18 protein-coding genes are annotated in these 14,583 nt (G+C 71.3%); 8 read left to right on the top strand and 10 right to left on the bottom strand.

Features of this window, described 5'->3' with window-relative positions; all coding sequences use genetic code 11:
- Positions 1 to 116 precede the first annotated feature (116 nt).
- A complete protein-coding gene (locus DXZ73_RS07670; protein ID WP_116210261.1) occupies positions 117 to 761 on the top strand; it encodes a DUF4360 domain-containing protein in 645 nt (214 codons plus the stop codon).
- Between the two features lie 15 nt (positions 762 to 776).
- Here DXZ73_RS07670 and DXZ73_RS07675 read toward each other — a convergent pair whose 3' ends face one another.
- Positions 777 to 2,471 carry an enoyl-CoA hydratase-related protein gene (locus DXZ73_RS07675; RefSeq protein WP_116210262.1) on the bottom strand — a complete coding sequence of 565 codons (1,695 nt, stop codon included), beginning with the start codon at positions 2,469 to 2,471 and terminating at the stop codon, positions 777 to 779.
- 207 nt (positions 2,472 to 2,678) lie between these two features.
- On the opposite strand from DXZ73_RS07675, the gene DXZ73_RS07680 reads away from it, so the two are divergent.
- Positions 2,679 to 3,152, top strand: coding sequence for a DUF6314 family protein (locus DXZ73_RS07680; RefSeq protein WP_338059112.1), 474 nt, complete (start codon positions 2,679 to 2,681; stop codon positions 3,150 to 3,152).
- Positions 3,153 to 3,200: 48 nt separating this feature from the next.
- On the opposite strand, the gene DXZ73_RS07685 is transcribed toward DXZ73_RS07680, so the two are convergent.
- Both DXZ73_RS07685 and DXZ73_RS07690 read right to left on the bottom strand, forming a co-directional pair.
- On the bottom strand, positions 3,201 to 3,392 hold the full coding sequence (locus tag DXZ73_RS07685) for a ferredoxin (protein WP_116210263.1): 192 nt from the start codon (positions 3,390 to 3,392) through the stop codon (positions 3,201 to 3,203).
- Positions 3,393 to 3,412: 20 nt separating this feature from the next.
- Entirely contained in the window at positions 3,413 to 4,633 is a 1,221-nt protein-coding gene (locus DXZ73_RS07690) for a cytochrome P450 (RefSeq protein ID WP_116210264.1), read from the bottom strand.
- A 110-nt stretch (positions 4,634 to 4,743) separates the two neighbouring features.
- On the opposite strand from DXZ73_RS07690, the gene DXZ73_RS07695 reads away from it, so the two are divergent.
- Entirely contained in the window at positions 4,744 to 5,394 is a 651-nt protein-coding gene (locus DXZ73_RS07695) for a TetR/AcrR family transcriptional regulator (RefSeq protein WP_205519129.1), read from the top strand.
- A 22-nt stretch (positions 5,395 to 5,416) separates the two neighbouring features.
- Here DXZ73_RS07695 and DXZ73_RS07700 read toward each other — a convergent pair whose 3' ends face one another.
- The 3 genes from DXZ73_RS07700 to DXZ73_RS07710 all read right to left on the bottom strand — a co-directional run bounded on the left by DXZ73_RS07700 (position 5,417) and on the right by DXZ73_RS07710 (position 7,289).
- A complete protein-coding gene (locus DXZ73_RS07700; protein ID WP_162890103.1) occupies positions 5,417 to 5,920 on the bottom strand; it encodes an LURP-one-related/scramblase family protein in 504 nt (167 codons plus the stop codon).
- A 132-nt stretch (positions 5,921 to 6,052) separates the two neighbouring features.
- Positions 6,053 to 7,003, bottom strand: coding sequence for an NAD-dependent epimerase/dehydratase family protein (locus tag DXZ73_RS07705; protein ID WP_116210266.1), 951 nt, complete (start codon positions 7,001 to 7,003; stop codon positions 6,053 to 6,055).
- A gap of 37 nt (positions 7,004 to 7,040) precedes the next feature.
- Positions 7,041 to 7,289 (bottom strand): cupredoxin domain-containing protein, encoded by a 249-nt coding sequence (locus DXZ73_RS07710; protein ID WP_205519130.1) that lies wholly within the window; start codon positions 7,287 to 7,289, stop codon positions 7,041 to 7,043.
- Positions 7,290 to 7,445: 156 nt separating this feature from the next.
- On the opposite strand from DXZ73_RS07710, the gene DXZ73_RS07715 reads away from it, so the two are divergent.
- Positions 7,446 to 7,802, top strand: coding sequence for a zinc ribbon domain-containing protein YjdM (locus DXZ73_RS07715; protein ID WP_116215479.1), 357 nt, complete (start codon positions 7,446 to 7,448; stop codon positions 7,800 to 7,802).
- Positions 7,803 to 7,862: 60 nt separating this feature from the next.
- Here the strand turns inward: DXZ73_RS07715 and DXZ73_RS07720 are convergent, their stop codons facing one another.
- The 3 genes from DXZ73_RS07720 to DXZ73_RS07730 all read right to left on the bottom strand — a co-directional run bounded on the left by DXZ73_RS07720 (position 7,863) and on the right by DXZ73_RS07730 (position 10,770).
- Complete coding sequence (locus DXZ73_RS07720; RefSeq protein WP_116215480.1) at positions 7,863 to 8,591, bottom strand: tyrosine-protein phosphatase; 729 nt, start codon at positions 8,589 to 8,591, stop codon at positions 7,863 to 7,865.
- A 332-nt stretch (positions 8,592 to 8,923) separates the two neighbouring features.
- Positions 8,924 to 9,598, bottom strand: a complete 675-nt coding sequence (locus tag DXZ73_RS07725) for a response regulator (protein ID WP_116210267.1) — start codon at positions 9,596 to 9,598, stop codon at positions 8,924 to 8,926.
- Positions 9,595 to 10,770 carry a sensor histidine kinase gene (locus DXZ73_RS07730; RefSeq protein WP_116210268.1) on the bottom strand — a complete coding sequence of 392 codons (1,176 nt, stop codon included), beginning with the start codon at positions 10,768 to 10,770 and terminating at the stop codon, positions 9,595 to 9,597. The genes DXZ73_RS07725 and DXZ73_RS07730 overlap by 4 nt, the downstream gene beginning before the upstream one ends.
- A gap of 225 nt (positions 10,771 to 10,995) precedes the next feature.
- On the opposite strand from DXZ73_RS07730, the gene DXZ73_RS07735 reads away from it, so the two are divergent.
- Both DXZ73_RS07735 and DXZ73_RS07740 read left to right on the top strand, forming a co-directional pair.
- Positions 10,996 to 11,916, top strand: a complete 921-nt coding sequence (locus tag DXZ73_RS07735) for an ABC transporter ATP-binding protein (protein ID WP_116210269.1) — start codon at positions 10,996 to 10,998, stop codon at positions 11,914 to 11,916.
- Complete coding sequence (locus DXZ73_RS07740; RefSeq protein WP_116210270.1) at positions 11,913 to 12,746, top strand: ABC transporter permease; 834 nt, start codon at positions 11,913 to 11,915, stop codon at positions 12,744 to 12,746. The genes DXZ73_RS07735 and DXZ73_RS07740 overlap by 4 nt, the downstream gene beginning before the upstream one ends.
- 151 nt (positions 12,747 to 12,897) lie before the next feature.
- On the opposite strand, the gene DXZ73_RS07745 is transcribed toward DXZ73_RS07740, so the two are convergent.
- Complete coding sequence (locus DXZ73_RS07745; protein WP_116210271.1) at positions 12,898 to 13,314, bottom strand: winged helix-turn-helix transcriptional regulator; 417 nt, start codon at positions 13,312 to 13,314, stop codon at positions 12,898 to 12,900.
- 70 nt (positions 13,315 to 13,384) lie between these two features.
- Between DXZ73_RS07745 and DXZ73_RS07750 the strand changes: the two genes are divergently transcribed.
- Positions 13,385 to 14,224: an NAD(P)H-binding protein gene (locus tag DXZ73_RS07750; protein ID WP_116210272.1), complete on the top strand. Its 840-nt coding sequence runs from the start codon at positions 13,385 to 13,387 to the stop codon at positions 14,222 to 14,224.
- Between the two features lie 69 nt (positions 14,225 to 14,293).
- A complete protein-coding gene (locus tag DXZ73_RS07755; protein ID WP_162890104.1) occupies positions 14,294 to 14,581 on the top strand; it encodes a hypothetical protein in 288 nt (95 codons plus the stop codon).
- Positions 14,582 to 14,583 lie beyond the last annotated feature (2 nt).

Raw genomic sequence — 14,583 nt, forward strand, 5'->3', positions numbered from 1 at the left:
GGCGGAGACATCGCGGTTCGCCGGCCCGGCGTCAGCTGTCCCGCACGTGTCCGATCGGCTCCCGAAAAGCAGGGGAACGAAATGCAGGGGAAGGGGTCTTCGTGTTCAGATCGGTGATGATGTGTGGCGCGGCCGCGGCACTGCTCGCCACGTCGTTCTCGCCGCGCGCAGCGGCTCTGGACGGGGTGCCTCCGCCGGACAAGATCGTGATCGATGTGGTGTCCGTCAACGGATCGGGCTGTCCCACCGGCACGGCGAACGTGGCGGTCTCGCCGGACAACACCGCCTTCACCGTCTCCTACAGCAACTACATCGCCCAGGTCGGCGTCGGCTCCAAGCCGACCGACGCCCGCAAGAACTGCCAGCTCGGCCTCAACGTCCATGTGCCGCAGGGCTTCACCTACGCCGTCGCCCAGGCCGACTACCGCGGCTACGCCCATCTGGAAGCGGGCGCCACCGGCCTGGAGAGAGCCAACTACTACTTCCAGGGCATGTCGCAGACGGCCTATATGAATCACCACTTCACCGGCCCGGCCGGCGACGACTGGCAGACCTCCGACACCACGGACATCGACGCCCTGATCTACGCCCCCTGCGGGGCCATCCGGTACTTCAACATCAACACCGAGCTGCGCGTGGACGCCGGAACCTCCGATCCCACCAGGACGACCAGCCTCCTGGCGATGGACTCGACCGACGGGAACATCAACACCCTCTACCACTTCGCCTGGAAGAAGTGCCCCGAGCGCTCGGAGCAGTAGGACCCTCTCGAAGGTTCATTTTCCGCCAATCCCTGGCGCGCCGACAGGCCGCCGGCCCCTCCCGGCCGGCTCCTTGCGCACGAAGGCCCGGCGTCTGGCGTGGTAGGGCGCGGCGCGGTCGTGGAGGACCGCGCGCATCCGGGCCAGCTCCTCCTCCCGGTGGGCGGCCAGCGGCTTGCGGGCCTCGTCCTGCTCCCGCTCGGCCTTCTTCGCCGCGATCCGCGCCCGGGCCGCGGGCGTGTCCGCCAAGTGGACGGCCAGCGCGGCCACTTGCGCGCCGAACTCGCCGGGGGCGGAGTCGACGACGCGGTCCACCAGTCCGATGCGCTCCGCGGCCACCGCGCTGACGGGCAGGGCGTCGTCCATGAGCCGCTCGGCCGTTCCGGCGCCGACGCGGCGCGGCAGGGAGTACGTCCAGTACTCGGAGCCGTACAGCCCCATCAGCCGGTAGTGCGGGTTGAGCACCACCCCGGCTCTGCACCACACCTCGTCGGCGGCGAGCGCCAGCATCACCCCGCCCGCCGCGGCGTTGCCGCCCAGCGCCGCGACCACCAGCCGGTCGGTGGTCGTCAGAACGGCGTGGACCAGGTCGTCCATGGCGTTGATGTTGGCCCAGGACTCCTCGGCCGGGTCCGCGGCCGCCTCGATGACGTTGAGGTGGATCCCGTTGGAGAAGAAGTCCCGGCCGCCGCCGAGGACCAGCACGGAGACCGGCCGGGAGCGGGCGTAGCGGTAGGCGGCGAGCAGCCTCCGGCAGTGGGTCGTGCTCATCGCGCCGCCGGGGAAGGAGAACCGCAGGAAGCCGGTCCGCCCGTCCTCGCGGTAGCGGATGTCGGTCCAGGTGCAGCGGTCGTCCGCCAGATCGAGCGGGGCCGTCACCTCGGGGACGCGCGGCAGCCGGTCGCCCAGCGCGAGCGTCGCCGGCAGCTTGAGCCCCGGGAGCTCCCCCGGTCCGCTGCGCCGGCGCAGCTGCGGGATCCACACCGCGCCGTCGGCGGTCGCCCGGCAGACGGCGCCCGCCCGGGTGGCCAGCAGCTCGCCCGGGCGGCCCCTCAGCCGGTCCTCGAAGTGGCCGCCGTGCAGATACCACTCCTCGCCGAGCAGGGTGTCCAGCACGCCCGGGCGCGAGTCCGCGGCGCGCAGTTTGCGCAGGACCGTCCCGGTGGGGTCGCTCTCCCAGTCGATGCGCCGCAGCTCCTGCCGGAAGTACGGGGGCGCCTGCGCCACGGCTTCCCGCGGGACGGGGATGTACGTTCCGGACGCGACGCGCTCCACGGCCAGCCGCACCGCTTCGAGGGCGGCGTCGGCGATCTCGTTGCGGTACAGATCGCTCTTGGCCACCGCCGGGACCTGGCAGGTGACCGCCGCCCAGACGTCACCCGCGCCCATCTCCTCGGCGGCCTGGAAGACCGTGACGCCCCACTGCCGCACCCCTTCGTGGACCGCCCGGTCCAGCGAGGACGGACCCCGGTCGCCGACCGGGCCGGGGTGCACCATCAGGCAGGGGTACGCGGACCACACCTCGCGCGGGACGGCCGCGGTGAGCACCGGTGCGAGGATCAGCTCCGGGCGGTGGCGCCCCACGATCCCGCCCACGTCCGCCCGGTGCGGCACCTGTTCCACCACCACCGTGTGCCCGTGGTCGCCCAGCTCGGCGTAGACGCGCTGGGTGAGGCTGTCGAACGCGTCGGCGAGCAGCAGGATGTTCATGGGCGACCTCCGGACAGGTCTCGCGTCGAGCGGCGGCGGGGCGGCCCGCGTCGGCGGGACGCCCACGGCGATCCTGACTCCCGCCCGCCCCGCCACGATCGAGGCATGTCTGGAACACCCCGGTATGTCACCCACACGCCCGAGCCCGTCGGCGGTCCCGCCACGAGGGCCCGGCACGCGCACGGCGGCGCTCGTCATACTGGGCACGTGAGCTCCATCGCCCCCGTTCCCCCGCCGCCCGGGACGCCCCACCCGCTTCCCGTCCGCGACACCGCGGCCTTTCTGACCGGCTGGTGGACGGTCGACCGGACCCTTGTCGACCTGCGGACGGACTCCCGCGGGACGTTCCACGGCACGGCCGAATTCCGGCGGTCCGACGACGCGTGCGTACTGCACGTCGAGGACGGCGAGCTGAGCTGGAACGGCACGGTCAACCGTGCGGGCCGGACGCTCAAGCTGTTCCCCCGGGCGGACGGCACCGCCGAGGTGACGTTCGCCGACGGCCGGTTCTTCCACGATCTGGACCTGCGCGGCGACTCCTGGACCACCCGCCACCCGTGCGCAGCGGACCTCTACGACGGCACCTTCACCATCGTCTCGCCCGGCGAATGGCACGTGCGCTGGCGCACCACCGGACCGGAGAAGGATCAGCTGCTGCGCTCGGTCTACCGTCGGCGGTAGGAGCGCTCAGGGCCGGGACCCGACCGTGGCCGCGCCCCGGCCCAGGGGCTATTCGATGATCCGTACGGCGCCGGACGGGCAGAGGTCGACGGCCTCGCGCACATCGGGCCGCCGGTCGGCCGCGGGATCGGCCGCGAGTACGGTGACGACGCCGTCGTCGTCCTGGTCGAAGACGCCGGGCGCGGTCAGCGCGCACAGTCCGGCGCCGACGCAGACGCCGCGGTCGGCGGTCACTCGCATGGCCACTCCTTCCGCCGCGGTCACCAGGTGACCGGGAGTTCGTTGACGCCCTGGATCGTGGTGCCGGGGCGGAGCGTGAGCCGGTCGACCGGGACGGCCAGGCGCAGCGTGGGGATGCGGTCGAACAGCGCGGTGATGATCACTTCGAGCTCCAGGCGGGCCAGGTTCTGGCCGAGGCACTGGTGCACTCCGTAGCCGAAGGCGATGTGGTGGCGGGCCGAGCGGCGTACGTCGAAGGTGTCCGGTTCCGCGAAGACCGAACCGTCGCGGTTGGCGATGGAGTTGGTGACGATCACTCCGTCACCGGCCCGGATGAGCTGCCCGTCGATCTCGATGTCGGCCGTCGCGACGCGGCTGCCCGCGAGGTCGGCGATGGCGAGGTAGCGCAGCAGTTCCTCGACCGCTCCGGGCGCGAGGCCGGGGTCGGCGCGCAGGGCGGCGAGCTGGTCGGGGTGCTCCAGCAGGGTGATCACGCCGAACGAGGTCATCGAGGCGGTGGTCTCGTGGCCGGCGACGAGCAGCAGCAGGGCGTTCGCGATCAGTCCCTCGCGGTCGATCTCCCCGTTGGCCAGTTGCTCGGCGACGAGGCTGCCGAGCAGCCCCGGGCCGGGCCGGGTCTGCAGTTCGGTGATCCGCCCGTCCATGTAGCGTTCGAGGTCCTGGCGCGCGGCGACCGCGCTCGGCGCGTCCGGCGCCTGCACCAGCCGCCTGCTGGCGTCCTGGAAGAAGTCGTGGTCGGCGTAGGGCACTCCGAGCAGCCGGCAGATCACCATGGAGGGCACCGGCAGCGCGAAGCTGCCGACCAGGTCCGCGGGTGGGCCCGCGGCGAGCATGTCGTCGATGAAGCCGTGCACGATCCGCTCGATGTCCGCGCGCATGCCCTTCATGCGCTTCACGGTGAACTCGCTGATCGTCATCCGGCGCAGGGGGCCGTGCTCGGGCGGGTCCAGGCCGATGAACGGCCGGCGGCTGTCCCGGAAGCTCGCCACGCGCGCCGAGGTGGCGGGGAAGCCGGCGCGGGTGCGGTCGGAGGACAGCCGGGGGTCGGCCAGCAGCTTGCGCGCGGCCTCGTGCTTGGTCACCACCCATGCGTGGCTGCCGTCGTAGAGGGTCACCCTGCTCAGGGAACGGGGCTCGTCCCGCCAACTGACGTAACTCTCGGGCAGTTGATAGGGACAGGTGCGGTCGTCGGGGAATGCGGGGGCGTCTTCGGTCTGGGGCGTCGCAACGGTCTCGGTCATCGATCCCCTCGAGCTCTCTGACACTTAAAGAACGGTCAGTTCTCTAATACGAGGCTAAGGTGTCCCCACAAGGAACGCAACGACCTCTCGACAACCTCTCAGGAGTCCCGGTGCCACCGAACGTCGGCCGAGCCGTCGAATCGGCCGTCGACCACCGCAAAGGCCCCCGCCGGCGGGGCGAGGAGCTGGAGAACGCCATCCTGACGGCGACTCTGGAGGAACTCGCCGAGGTGGGCTACGCCGCCCTGACCATGGACCGGGTGGCCTCCCGCGCCCGCACCAGCAAGGCCGCCCTCTACCGCCGTTGGTCCGGCCGGGCCGAACTCGTCCTGGACGCCTGCAAGCTCCGCGCCTTCCCCGACGGCGGACTCCCCGACACCGGCGCACTCCGCACCGATGTGATCGCCCTGTTGCGGCGGATGTCCACGCACATGGCCAGCCCCTTCGGGAGCATCCTGCGCGGCCTGCTCGCCGAGATGACGAGCGATCCCGACTTCGCCAGGCTGATCCGGGACCGGGTGCACACCGCCGGGCCCGTGACCATCCGCGCCCTTCTGCAACGGGCCGTCGAGCGCGGCGAGGTCGAACCCTGGATCCTGGGTTCCCGGCGGGCCACGGTCGCGACCGACCTGCTGCGCAACGAGTTCCTGCTGTTCGGCGCGCCCGTCGACGACGGGATCATCACCGACATCGTCGACAGTGTGTACCTGCCGCTGGTCCTGCGCCCGGCCCCGGGGCCGACGGGCGACGCCGAGCACTGACGAGCGCTCGTGCACCGCCGGTTCAGCGGTTGGCGAGCTGTTCCCGCCTGCGGTCCTGGAGCGTGTGGTCCACGCACACCGCGAGGATGATCATCAGCGTCTCGTCCTCCGGGTCCAGCACGTCGACCGCGTAGGCGTCCCGCATGCTGAACCAACGCCGGGAGACATGCGCGAGGGTGGTGCCCTCGTGCTGGATGTCGAACTCCCGGTCCCAGAGGTTGCCGGTGATCCGCAGCCGCCGCCCGTCGTGCAGCGTCACCTTGAAACGGTCCCCGAAGAGCGTGAACGCCCGCTTGCTGATCCGGGCCTCCAGCCAGCCGTCCCGCTTGACCAGGATGGTGTGATGGAGGGTGAACGCCTTCTTGACGATGCTGGCCACCTGATGGCCGTGGGTGTCCACGATGGTGAACGTCGTACGCAACCGCAGCAGTTTCCTGTTGACCTTGTAGATCTTCTCGCGGTGTTCGGTCTCGATCCAGGCTTCTTCGTGAAAGGCCAGCACGCGATCGCGTACCAGGTAGCGCATGGAAAACCCCGTCCACGTCATGTCCGCCAGGCCAGTGGCGCTGTGCCGCCCGAGCGTAGTGATCGGCGCCGCCGGTCTGCCAGCCGACCTTCACGCCGAGACAGGGATGAGACAAACATGTGCCGGCGGGGATCACCTTCCGGCGAGCAGCCGCTCCTCGTCCGCGGCGGACAGGCCGCATTCCAGCGGGGGTTCGCCGCGTTCGCGGTCCCAGGCCAGCACGTCGGCCGCCGTCACCGCCAGCGGCGTCGCGGGCAGGCCCGCGGCCCTGGCGCGCGCCGCGCTGCGCTGCTGCGTGGACCAGTCCGGCCGCACCAGCGGAAACCCGGGCGGTACCGACGCGGGGTCCACCGGCACGATCTCGACCTCGCTGCCCGCCGCCCGCGCACAGGTCTCGATCAGTCCCCCGAGCGTGACCGGCTCGGCCGGCCCCACGGCGTGGAACGCGCCGGGCCGGTCGTCGAGCAGCAGCCGCACCACCAGACGGGCCACGTCCGTTGAGTCGACGACCTGCACAGGCTGCTCGGGACGACCCGGCAGCGCCACCCGCCCACCGCGCGCCGCCCGGCGCACCCAGTACAGGAACGAATCCGCCCGGTCGTGCGGCCCGGCGACCTTCCCCGGGCGCACGACCGTGGCCCGAGCTCCGTACCGGGCCAGTACGTCGTCCTCGCACGCCACCTTGAGGGGCCCGTAGGTGGCCTCGGTCAGCTCCTCGGTGTCGCGGACCGGAGCCCGGCGCGGGGTGTCCTCGGCGGAGCCGGGCCCGACGCCCGCCCGTGCGTACACCGCGTGGCTGGAGATGAAGAGATACCGGCCGACCCTGTCGTCGAGCGCCTCCATCGCCTGCCCGACGTGGCGCGGCACGTATCCGCTGACGTCGACGACCGCGTCCCAGCTGCCCTCACCCAGCGCGGCGTAGTCGCCGGTGTCCCGGTCACCGATGCGCCGCGGCACGTCGGGGAACAGGCCGGTGCCGGTCCTGCCCCGGCCGAACAAGGTCACCTCGGCGCTGTTGCGCAGCGCGTCCTCGACGATCGCGCGGCCGACGAACGAGGTCCCGCCCAGTACGAGAATCCGCATGACGCCCGACGATAGCGGCGCCCCCGCGCGCCCGGCACTAGGTGACGAGGATCGCGCCCTTCATATCCGGATGGATGTCACAGTGATAACGGAAAGTGCCGGGGGCCGGAAACACCCGGGAGAAGGTGGAACCCGGGTCGATCACTCCCGAATCCCACAGCCTGGTGTCGGACGTCACCGTGTGCGGCACGCCGTCCTCGACATTGGTCCAGGTGACCGTTTCGCCGGCCCTCACGGGCTGCTCGGCGGGGTTGAAGGCATGGTTCGCGATCGTTACGTCAGGCATGACTGCTACCTCCCCCGGCATTGCGGAGTACGAGCCCCATATGGCGAATTCCCACCTCAAGGAGAGGTGAATCACCGACCCACTCGGACGAGCGACCAATTCCGCACGGCGGGAGCGACCCACTGAGGGGTGCCCGGCCTGCAATACACTCTCTCGGTGAACGAAATTCTGCCCCCGTGCCCCGAGTGCTCCAGCGCCTACACCTATGAGATGGGCACCCTCCTGATCTGCCCGGAGTGCGGGCACGAATGGTCGCCCGCGGCCGCCGAACCCGTGAGCGGTGAGGATTCGGTGATCAGGGATTCGGTCGGCAACGTACTCGCCGACGGTGACACGGTGACGGTGGTCAAGACCTTGAAGGTCAAGGGCAACCCGAGCGGAATCAAGGCGGGCACCAAGGTCCGCAACATCCGCCTCATCGAGGGCGGCGGCGTGGACGGCCACGACATCGACTGCAAGATCGACGGATTCGGCGCGATGCAGCTGAAGTCCAGCGTGGTCAGGAAGGCCTGACGGCGCCGGATCCTGAGCCCCTCTCCTCCCAGCGCCCCTGCCATCCCGACAAGCGCGGGCTCAGGCATGCAGTAGCCGCCCGCGCAATGCCGCCACCAGGTCGTCATCGACGCCGAGCCGCTCGGCGGCGTAGCCGCGCACCGATCCGTACCGTGTGGTCAGGTCGGCCATGAAGAGCCGCATGGTCTCGGCGGGGGCGCGGCCGTAGGCGGGCCATCTGAGGGTCAGGTCCGGGTAATTGGCGTGCCAATCGGCGACCAGGCGGTCGGTGGCCAGCTCGGTGAGGGCGAAGTCGGCGGCGATGTCGTCCTCGTGCACGCCGATCAGGGCGAGGACCAGCATGGCCAGCAGGCCGGTGCGGTCCTTGCCGGAGTGGCAGTGGAACACCAGCGGAGCGGTGTCCTCGGCGATGATCTCCAGCGCGTGCCGGAGCTCCTCGACGCCGTCGTGGGCAACCTCGGCGTATTTGCCGGCCAGGAAGCGCGCGGGCTCGACGTCCGGGTCCAGGCCCGCCTGGTCGTACGGCCGGTGCTCGATGCTCAGATTGTGGTAGGCGAGGCCCTGGTGGGGCGGGACGCGTCCGCTGCGTTCGATCTCCCAGGGGTATCGGAGGTCGATCACGGTGCGGATGTCCAGGGCGAGGAAGCGGTCTTGGTCATGGCCGCGCAACTTGCCCAGCGAGTCGGAGCGGAACAGCCGCCCCCAGCGCACCGTACGGCCGTCGGCGGCCCGGTAGCCACCCAGGTCCCGGAAGTTGTGCAGGCGCTCGAACGCGATATGTCTCCCCACGCGGACCACCCTACGGCCGCCCGCTCCGGTCCAGACAGCAGCGGAGGCCCTGTTCTCGTATGGCTACCGCCATAGCCCTCGTTTTTCCCCGCCCTGACCGCCTCGTCGAGCTGAACGCAGGAGCGGCTGGCGGTGGCCCGGCAGTGCCCGGCCCGCGCACTCCGCAGGAGGAGGCCGCAAGCATCCCGGCGTGACGCTCCGGGCCTGGCCGGAGCCGTGGTGAAGACGACGTTGCCCGGGACGCTGAAGCGTCCCGGGCAACGTCGTGAGCGGCGGCGCGGCAGGGCTGTGCGAGGAACGGATCAGGAAACCGGTGTCGCCGTCGGACGCGCTCAGCCGGGCAGCGTGACGAGCCCCATCTCATAGGCGGTGATCACGAGCTGAACCCGGTCCCGGGCGCCCAATTTGGTGAGCAGGCGAGACACGTGCGACTTGGCGGTGGCCACCGTGATGAAGAGGTCCTCCGCGATCTCGGTGTTCGACCGGCCGCGCCCGACCAGGGTCAGGACTTCCCGTTCCCGCTCGGTGATGCCCTCGACCGGCCGTGGGGAGCGTGCCGGGGCGGCTTCGGGGCGCCCGGCGAACTCCGCGATCAGACGGCGCGTGACACCCGGGGCGATCAGCGCGTCGCCGGCGGCGACCACTCGGATCGCCGCGAGGATGTCGTCGAGCGCCATGTCCTTGACCATGAAGCCGCTCGCTCCGGCCCGGAGCGCGCCGTAGACGTGGTCGTCCTCGTCGAAGGTGGTCAGGACGAGGACGCGGGCGGTCGCCGGACCGGCGGTGATCCGCCGAGTGGCCTCGATCCCGTCCATGTCGGGCATCCGGATGTCCATCACCACGACGTCGGGGCATATGTCCTCGACCAGTTGGACCGCCTCGGCACCGGTGGACGCCTCACCGACGACCTCCAGGTCGGGGTGGTCGGCCATGATCACGCGCAGGCCGGACCGCACCAGCGGCTGGTCGTCGACGAGCAGGACGCGTGCAAGACTGCCGGTCGTCATCGGGCCTCCATCGGAACTCCGGCGGGGTCGGGCAGGGGCAGTCGCGCCGCCACCCGGAAGCCGCCCTCGGGTCGCGGCCCGGCGCTGAGGCGGCCGTGCAGCAGAGCGACCCGCTCGCGCATGCCCACGATGCCGAAGCCGTGGGCCGGGCCGTCCTCGGCGGCGCCGCGCCCGTCATCGACGATTTCCACGGATAGTTCCCCGTCCCCGTACTCGATGGTCACCCGGCAGTGTCCGGTGCCCGCGTGGCGGACCACGTTGGTCAGCGACTCCTGGACGATACGGTAGGCCGACAAGTCGATGTCGGTCGGCAGCGGGCGCTGTTCCCCGCCGCGGCGCATGTCGACGCTCACGCCGGCGTCCGCCGTCGCCGCCGCCAGCCGTTCGAGGTCCGCCAGACCGGGCGAAGGCGCGAGCGGCGCCCGCCCCGAAGCCTCCGCGTCCGGGTCGGCCCGACGGAGTGCGACCAGCGTGCGCCGAAGGCCCGACAAGGTCTCCCTGCTGGTGGCTTCGATGGCTCGCAGCGCCTCACGGGCCTCCTCGGGCTGCGTCTGGATGACCCGGCTCCCCACCCCGGCCTGGATGGCGATGATGCCGATGCTGTGCGCGACCATGTCGTGCAACTCCCGTGCGATCCGAAGCCGTTCGGCGACCACCGCCTCGGCCACCTCCTGTGCGCGCAGCTCCACCGCGTGCTCGCGGCGCTCGCGGCTCAGCAGGCCGGCCGTGCAGGCCGCGGCCATCGCCAGGAGGGCGATCACGAGGTTGACGATCAGGCTGTCGCCATGTGCGAAGCCGCCGACGAGCAGCAGCTGGACGACGAGGGATGTGGCCGCCGCGGCGGTCGAAGTCCGCCGTGCGCGGGTGGCGACGATGAAGCCCAGGACGAGGTCCACCGCCAGATACGACAGGAACTCGCCCTGGTACGAAGCCGACAGGTCCACATGGGCGGAGCTCGGGGGACCCACCACCACGGCCGTGGATCCGAAGAGCGCCATGGCCAGGGCCAGGACCGGCCCGCGACGCAGGACGCCGACGAGCAGGCTCGCCGCCAGCAGTGCCCCGATGCCGTGGACCGTGCCCGAAGCCCGCGGCGCACCTCCTATGAGCAGACCCACCGCGAGGAGGTACAGAACACCCCCCACCCAGGCCATGACCTTCGTTCTCGTCATCGACGGTGTGCCCTCTCGAGGCGGTGTGCCCACTCAAGAGAAAGGTCGTGCCCCGCGAGTCGCGCGGGCAACGGGGTGGTCGGTATGTCGTTCATCCCGCGAGGTTATCCAGCCGCCGACGCCGCGGCATCGGCCCGTGGGCGTACGCCCACGGGCGAACCCGGCCGCACGATTGCCGCCCACGGCCACATGACCGGACGGGGCCCGCCCGGCAGTGTTGTCCACGTGATCGAAGTCAACGAACTCACCAAGCGCTACGGCGCCAAGACCGCCGTCGACCAGCTGTCCTTCACCGTGCGGCCGGGCCAGGTCACCGGCTTCCTCGGCCCCAACGGAGCCGGCAAGTCCACCACCCTGAGGATGATCCTCGGCCTGGAGGAGCCCACCGGCGGCGCCGCCACCGTCAGCGGGGTCCCCTTCCGCGGCCACCCCCGCGGACTGCGGCACGTCGGCGCCCTCCTCGACGCCGGCCAGGTCCACGGCGGACGCACCGCCACGGCCCACCTCTCCGCCCTGGCCCGCAGCAACGGGATCTCCCGGCGCCGGGTGGACGAGGTGCTGCACGAAGTGGGCCTGGCCGACGCGGCGAACCGCCGCATCGGCGGATTCTCGCTCGGCATGAAGCAGCGGCTGGGGGTCGCCACCGCCCTGCTCGGCGACCCGCCGGTGCTGATGTTCGACGAGCCGGTAAACGGCATGGACCCCGAAGGCGTGCTCTGGATGCGCCGCCTCTTCCGGCGCCTCGCCGCCGAGGGCCGTACGGTCTTCCTCTCCAGCCACCTCATGTCGGAGATGGAGAACACCGCCGACCAGCTCGTGGTCATCGGCCGGGGCCGGCTCATCGCCGCCGAGTCGGTACGGGACTTCGCGGCCCGCAGCACCGGCCTCGGCGTCGTGGTCGGCACGCGACAGGCCGCCGAGCTGACGGCAGTGCTGACCGCCGCAGGCGCGTCGGTCGAGCCGGAGGGATCGGCGGGCGCCGAGAAGCTCTCCGTGACCGGACTCCCGGCGGACCGGATCGCCGCGCTCGCCTTCGAGCACCGGATCCTGTTCGACGAGCTGACCACCCGGACCGCCTCGCTGGAGGAGGCCTTCATGGAACTCACCGCCGACAGCGTCGAATACCAGGCAGGACAGACCCGATGACCACACTCGCCTCCGCCACCGCGACCACCTCGGCCGGGTCCCTCGCCGAGCCGCCCGCCCGCTTCCGCGACCTGCTCGCCTCCGAGTGGATCAAGACGCGGTCCCTGCGCTCCACCCCGTGGACCCTCGCACTCATCACCCTGTTCGTCATCGGGTCCGCCGCCGTGGCCACGATGGCGGACAAGGCCGCGGGCTCCGAACCCGCTGCGTTCCTGGCCTACGACGCCTTCCCGAAAACCGGCTACATGACGCTGATACTCGTCGCCGGAAGCATGGGCGCCCTCACCGTCGTGAGCGAGTACAGCAGCGGCCTGATCCGCACCACCACCGTGGCCGTCCCCGACCGCGGTGCGGTGATGCTGGCCAAGGCGGTCGTCACCGCCGCGCTGTGGACCGTGGTCGGCACGGCCGCCTCCATCGGTTCCTTCCTGATCTCCCAGGCCATCCTGGCCGGGCACGATGCCGGCGTTCCGATCACCCACCCCGATGTGTTCCGGCCGCTGGTGGCATCCGCGTTGCTGGCTCCGGTGTGTGCCCTGGTCGGTCTGGGCCTCGGCGTCCTGCTCCGGCATGCCGCCGGGACCATGCTCACCAGCGTCTTCGCCCTGCTGATGCTGCCCACCATGTTCTCGGAGAGCAACCGCTGGTCGGCGGACGTCAAACACGCGACGGTCTCGGCCGCCTGGACTCGCCTGGTCCAGACCTGGGAGCCGGATCCCGCGTCCCTGGGCTACACCGCCACGCTCCCCGGCTCCTGGGCCGTGTACGCGCTCTGGCCGCTGGTCGCGGTCGCCCTCGCGGTGGTCGTCGTACGGCATCGCGATGTGTGAACGTGCCTCCGGGGCGCGCGTATCGCGCTCCGGCGCGGACATCCGCATCGGATACGCCCGCTGTTCGGGTTCTTCGCCGCAATGGCCGGGACCGAGCGCGAGAACATCCGCGAGGCCACCCTCGAAGGACTCGACACCGCGGCGCCCGCAATCACTCCGCGTGGGCGGCGTCCCAGGCCGCGTGGGAGGCGGCGATGGCCGGACGGTGGGCGATCGACCAGTCCGCCAGGGCTTTGACGAGGTGGGTGAGGCTGTGGCCCATCTCCGTCAGTTCGTATTCGACCTGCGGCGGGACCGTGGGGTATACCGTCCGCTTCACCAGCCCGTCGCGCTCCAGGCGCCGGACGGTGAGCGTGAGCATGCGCTGCGAGATGTCGCCGGGGATGGCGCGCTGAAGCTCCTTGAAGCGCCGTATGCCGGAGGCGAGTTCGACCACCACGTACACGGACCACTTGTCGCCGAGCCGGTCCAGCACGTCCCTCACCCCGCACTCGTCCTGCGGCGTCTCACAGACGATCACGGGTCCGTCCGGCACCGGGGCGGTTACCGCGGTGTGCCCTGCTGACATCAATGTGCCTCCTTACGCGATCGAAATTCGCTCCCGAAGATGGAAACACACAGCTCAGGAGGGAGATCTCATGATTCTGCTCACCGGTGCCAACGGCGCGCTCGGACAGCTCGTCGCCGCCGAGACGGCGGGGCGGGACGACGTCGTCCTCGGCACCCGCACCCCCCGCTCCGCCACCGAGCGGCACGTCGACTTCGACGATCCGTCCTCGCTCGACTTCAGCGGCGTGGACACCCTGCTGCTCGTCTCCGCGGGGTACGGCGAGGACGATGTCGTCATCGCCCGCCACGACGCGGCGATATCGGCGGCCGAGAGAGCGGGCGTAGGGCACGTCGTCTACACCAGCCTCAGCGGCGACGGCGACCATCTGACGTACGCGCTGGCCCACCGCTGGACCGAACGCCGCCTCCGGCGCGGCCCTCTGGCGTGGACGATCCTGCGCAACGGGCTCTACGCCGAGTTCCTCGCCGGCATCGCCGCCCCGGGCCCCGACGGGACGATCGCGGCGCCGCTGGGCACGGGCCGCCTGGCCGCGGTGGCCCGCGCCGACCTCGCGACAGTGGCGGCCCGGGTGGCGAGCGCGCCGGGGGCGCACGCCGGGCGGGTGTACGAGCTCGTCGGCGAGCGGCCTCTGGGCGGTGCCGACCTGGCGGACGCGGTCGGCGGCTCGTACGAACCCGGCTCGCTCGGCGCGGCCCGCGAGGCGATCACCGCCGCCGGTGAAGCGCTGCCCTACCAGGTGCCGATGCTGCTGAGCACGTATTCGGCGATCGCCGGCGGCTTCCTGGACGGCAGCGGGATCGGGGACAACGCCCTGCGCACGCTCCTCGGCCGCGAGCCCCGGCCGGCGCTGGAGGTGTACAGGGCCGCGGTCGCCGCGACGCCCGGACGTGCCCGTACGGCAGTTTGAGCACTTACCGGTGCCGGAACCGGGGAAGCGTTCGGAGCGACCTGTCGACTGATGGAACAGGAGGCGTCAATGCGACGCGTCGTCACGGCACTTGGTGCCCTTGCTGCCGCAGGGATGCTCTCCCTGGCCCTCCCCGGCCCGGCTCACTCCACGTCAGGAGACCTCGTCCTCAACGGCCGCATCTTCACCAACCCGTCCGGCTGCTACAGGGAGCTCAACGCCCCCTTGTCGGTGCAGAACCGCACCGGCACCGTCGCGTACGTCTTCACGAGCCGGGACTGCACGGGCCCGGCCCAGACCGTCCCGGCACGCCAGTCCGCGTCCTCCGCGGGAGGCCACAGCGTTCGGATCAGCTGACC

The sequence above is a fragment of the Streptoverticillium olivoreticuli subsp. olivoreticuli genome, from assembly GCF_003391135.1.
In the GTDB taxonomy this organism is placed as follows: domain Bacteria; phylum Actinomycetota; class Actinomycetes; order Streptomycetales; family Streptomycetaceae; genus Streptomyces; species Streptomyces blastmyceticus.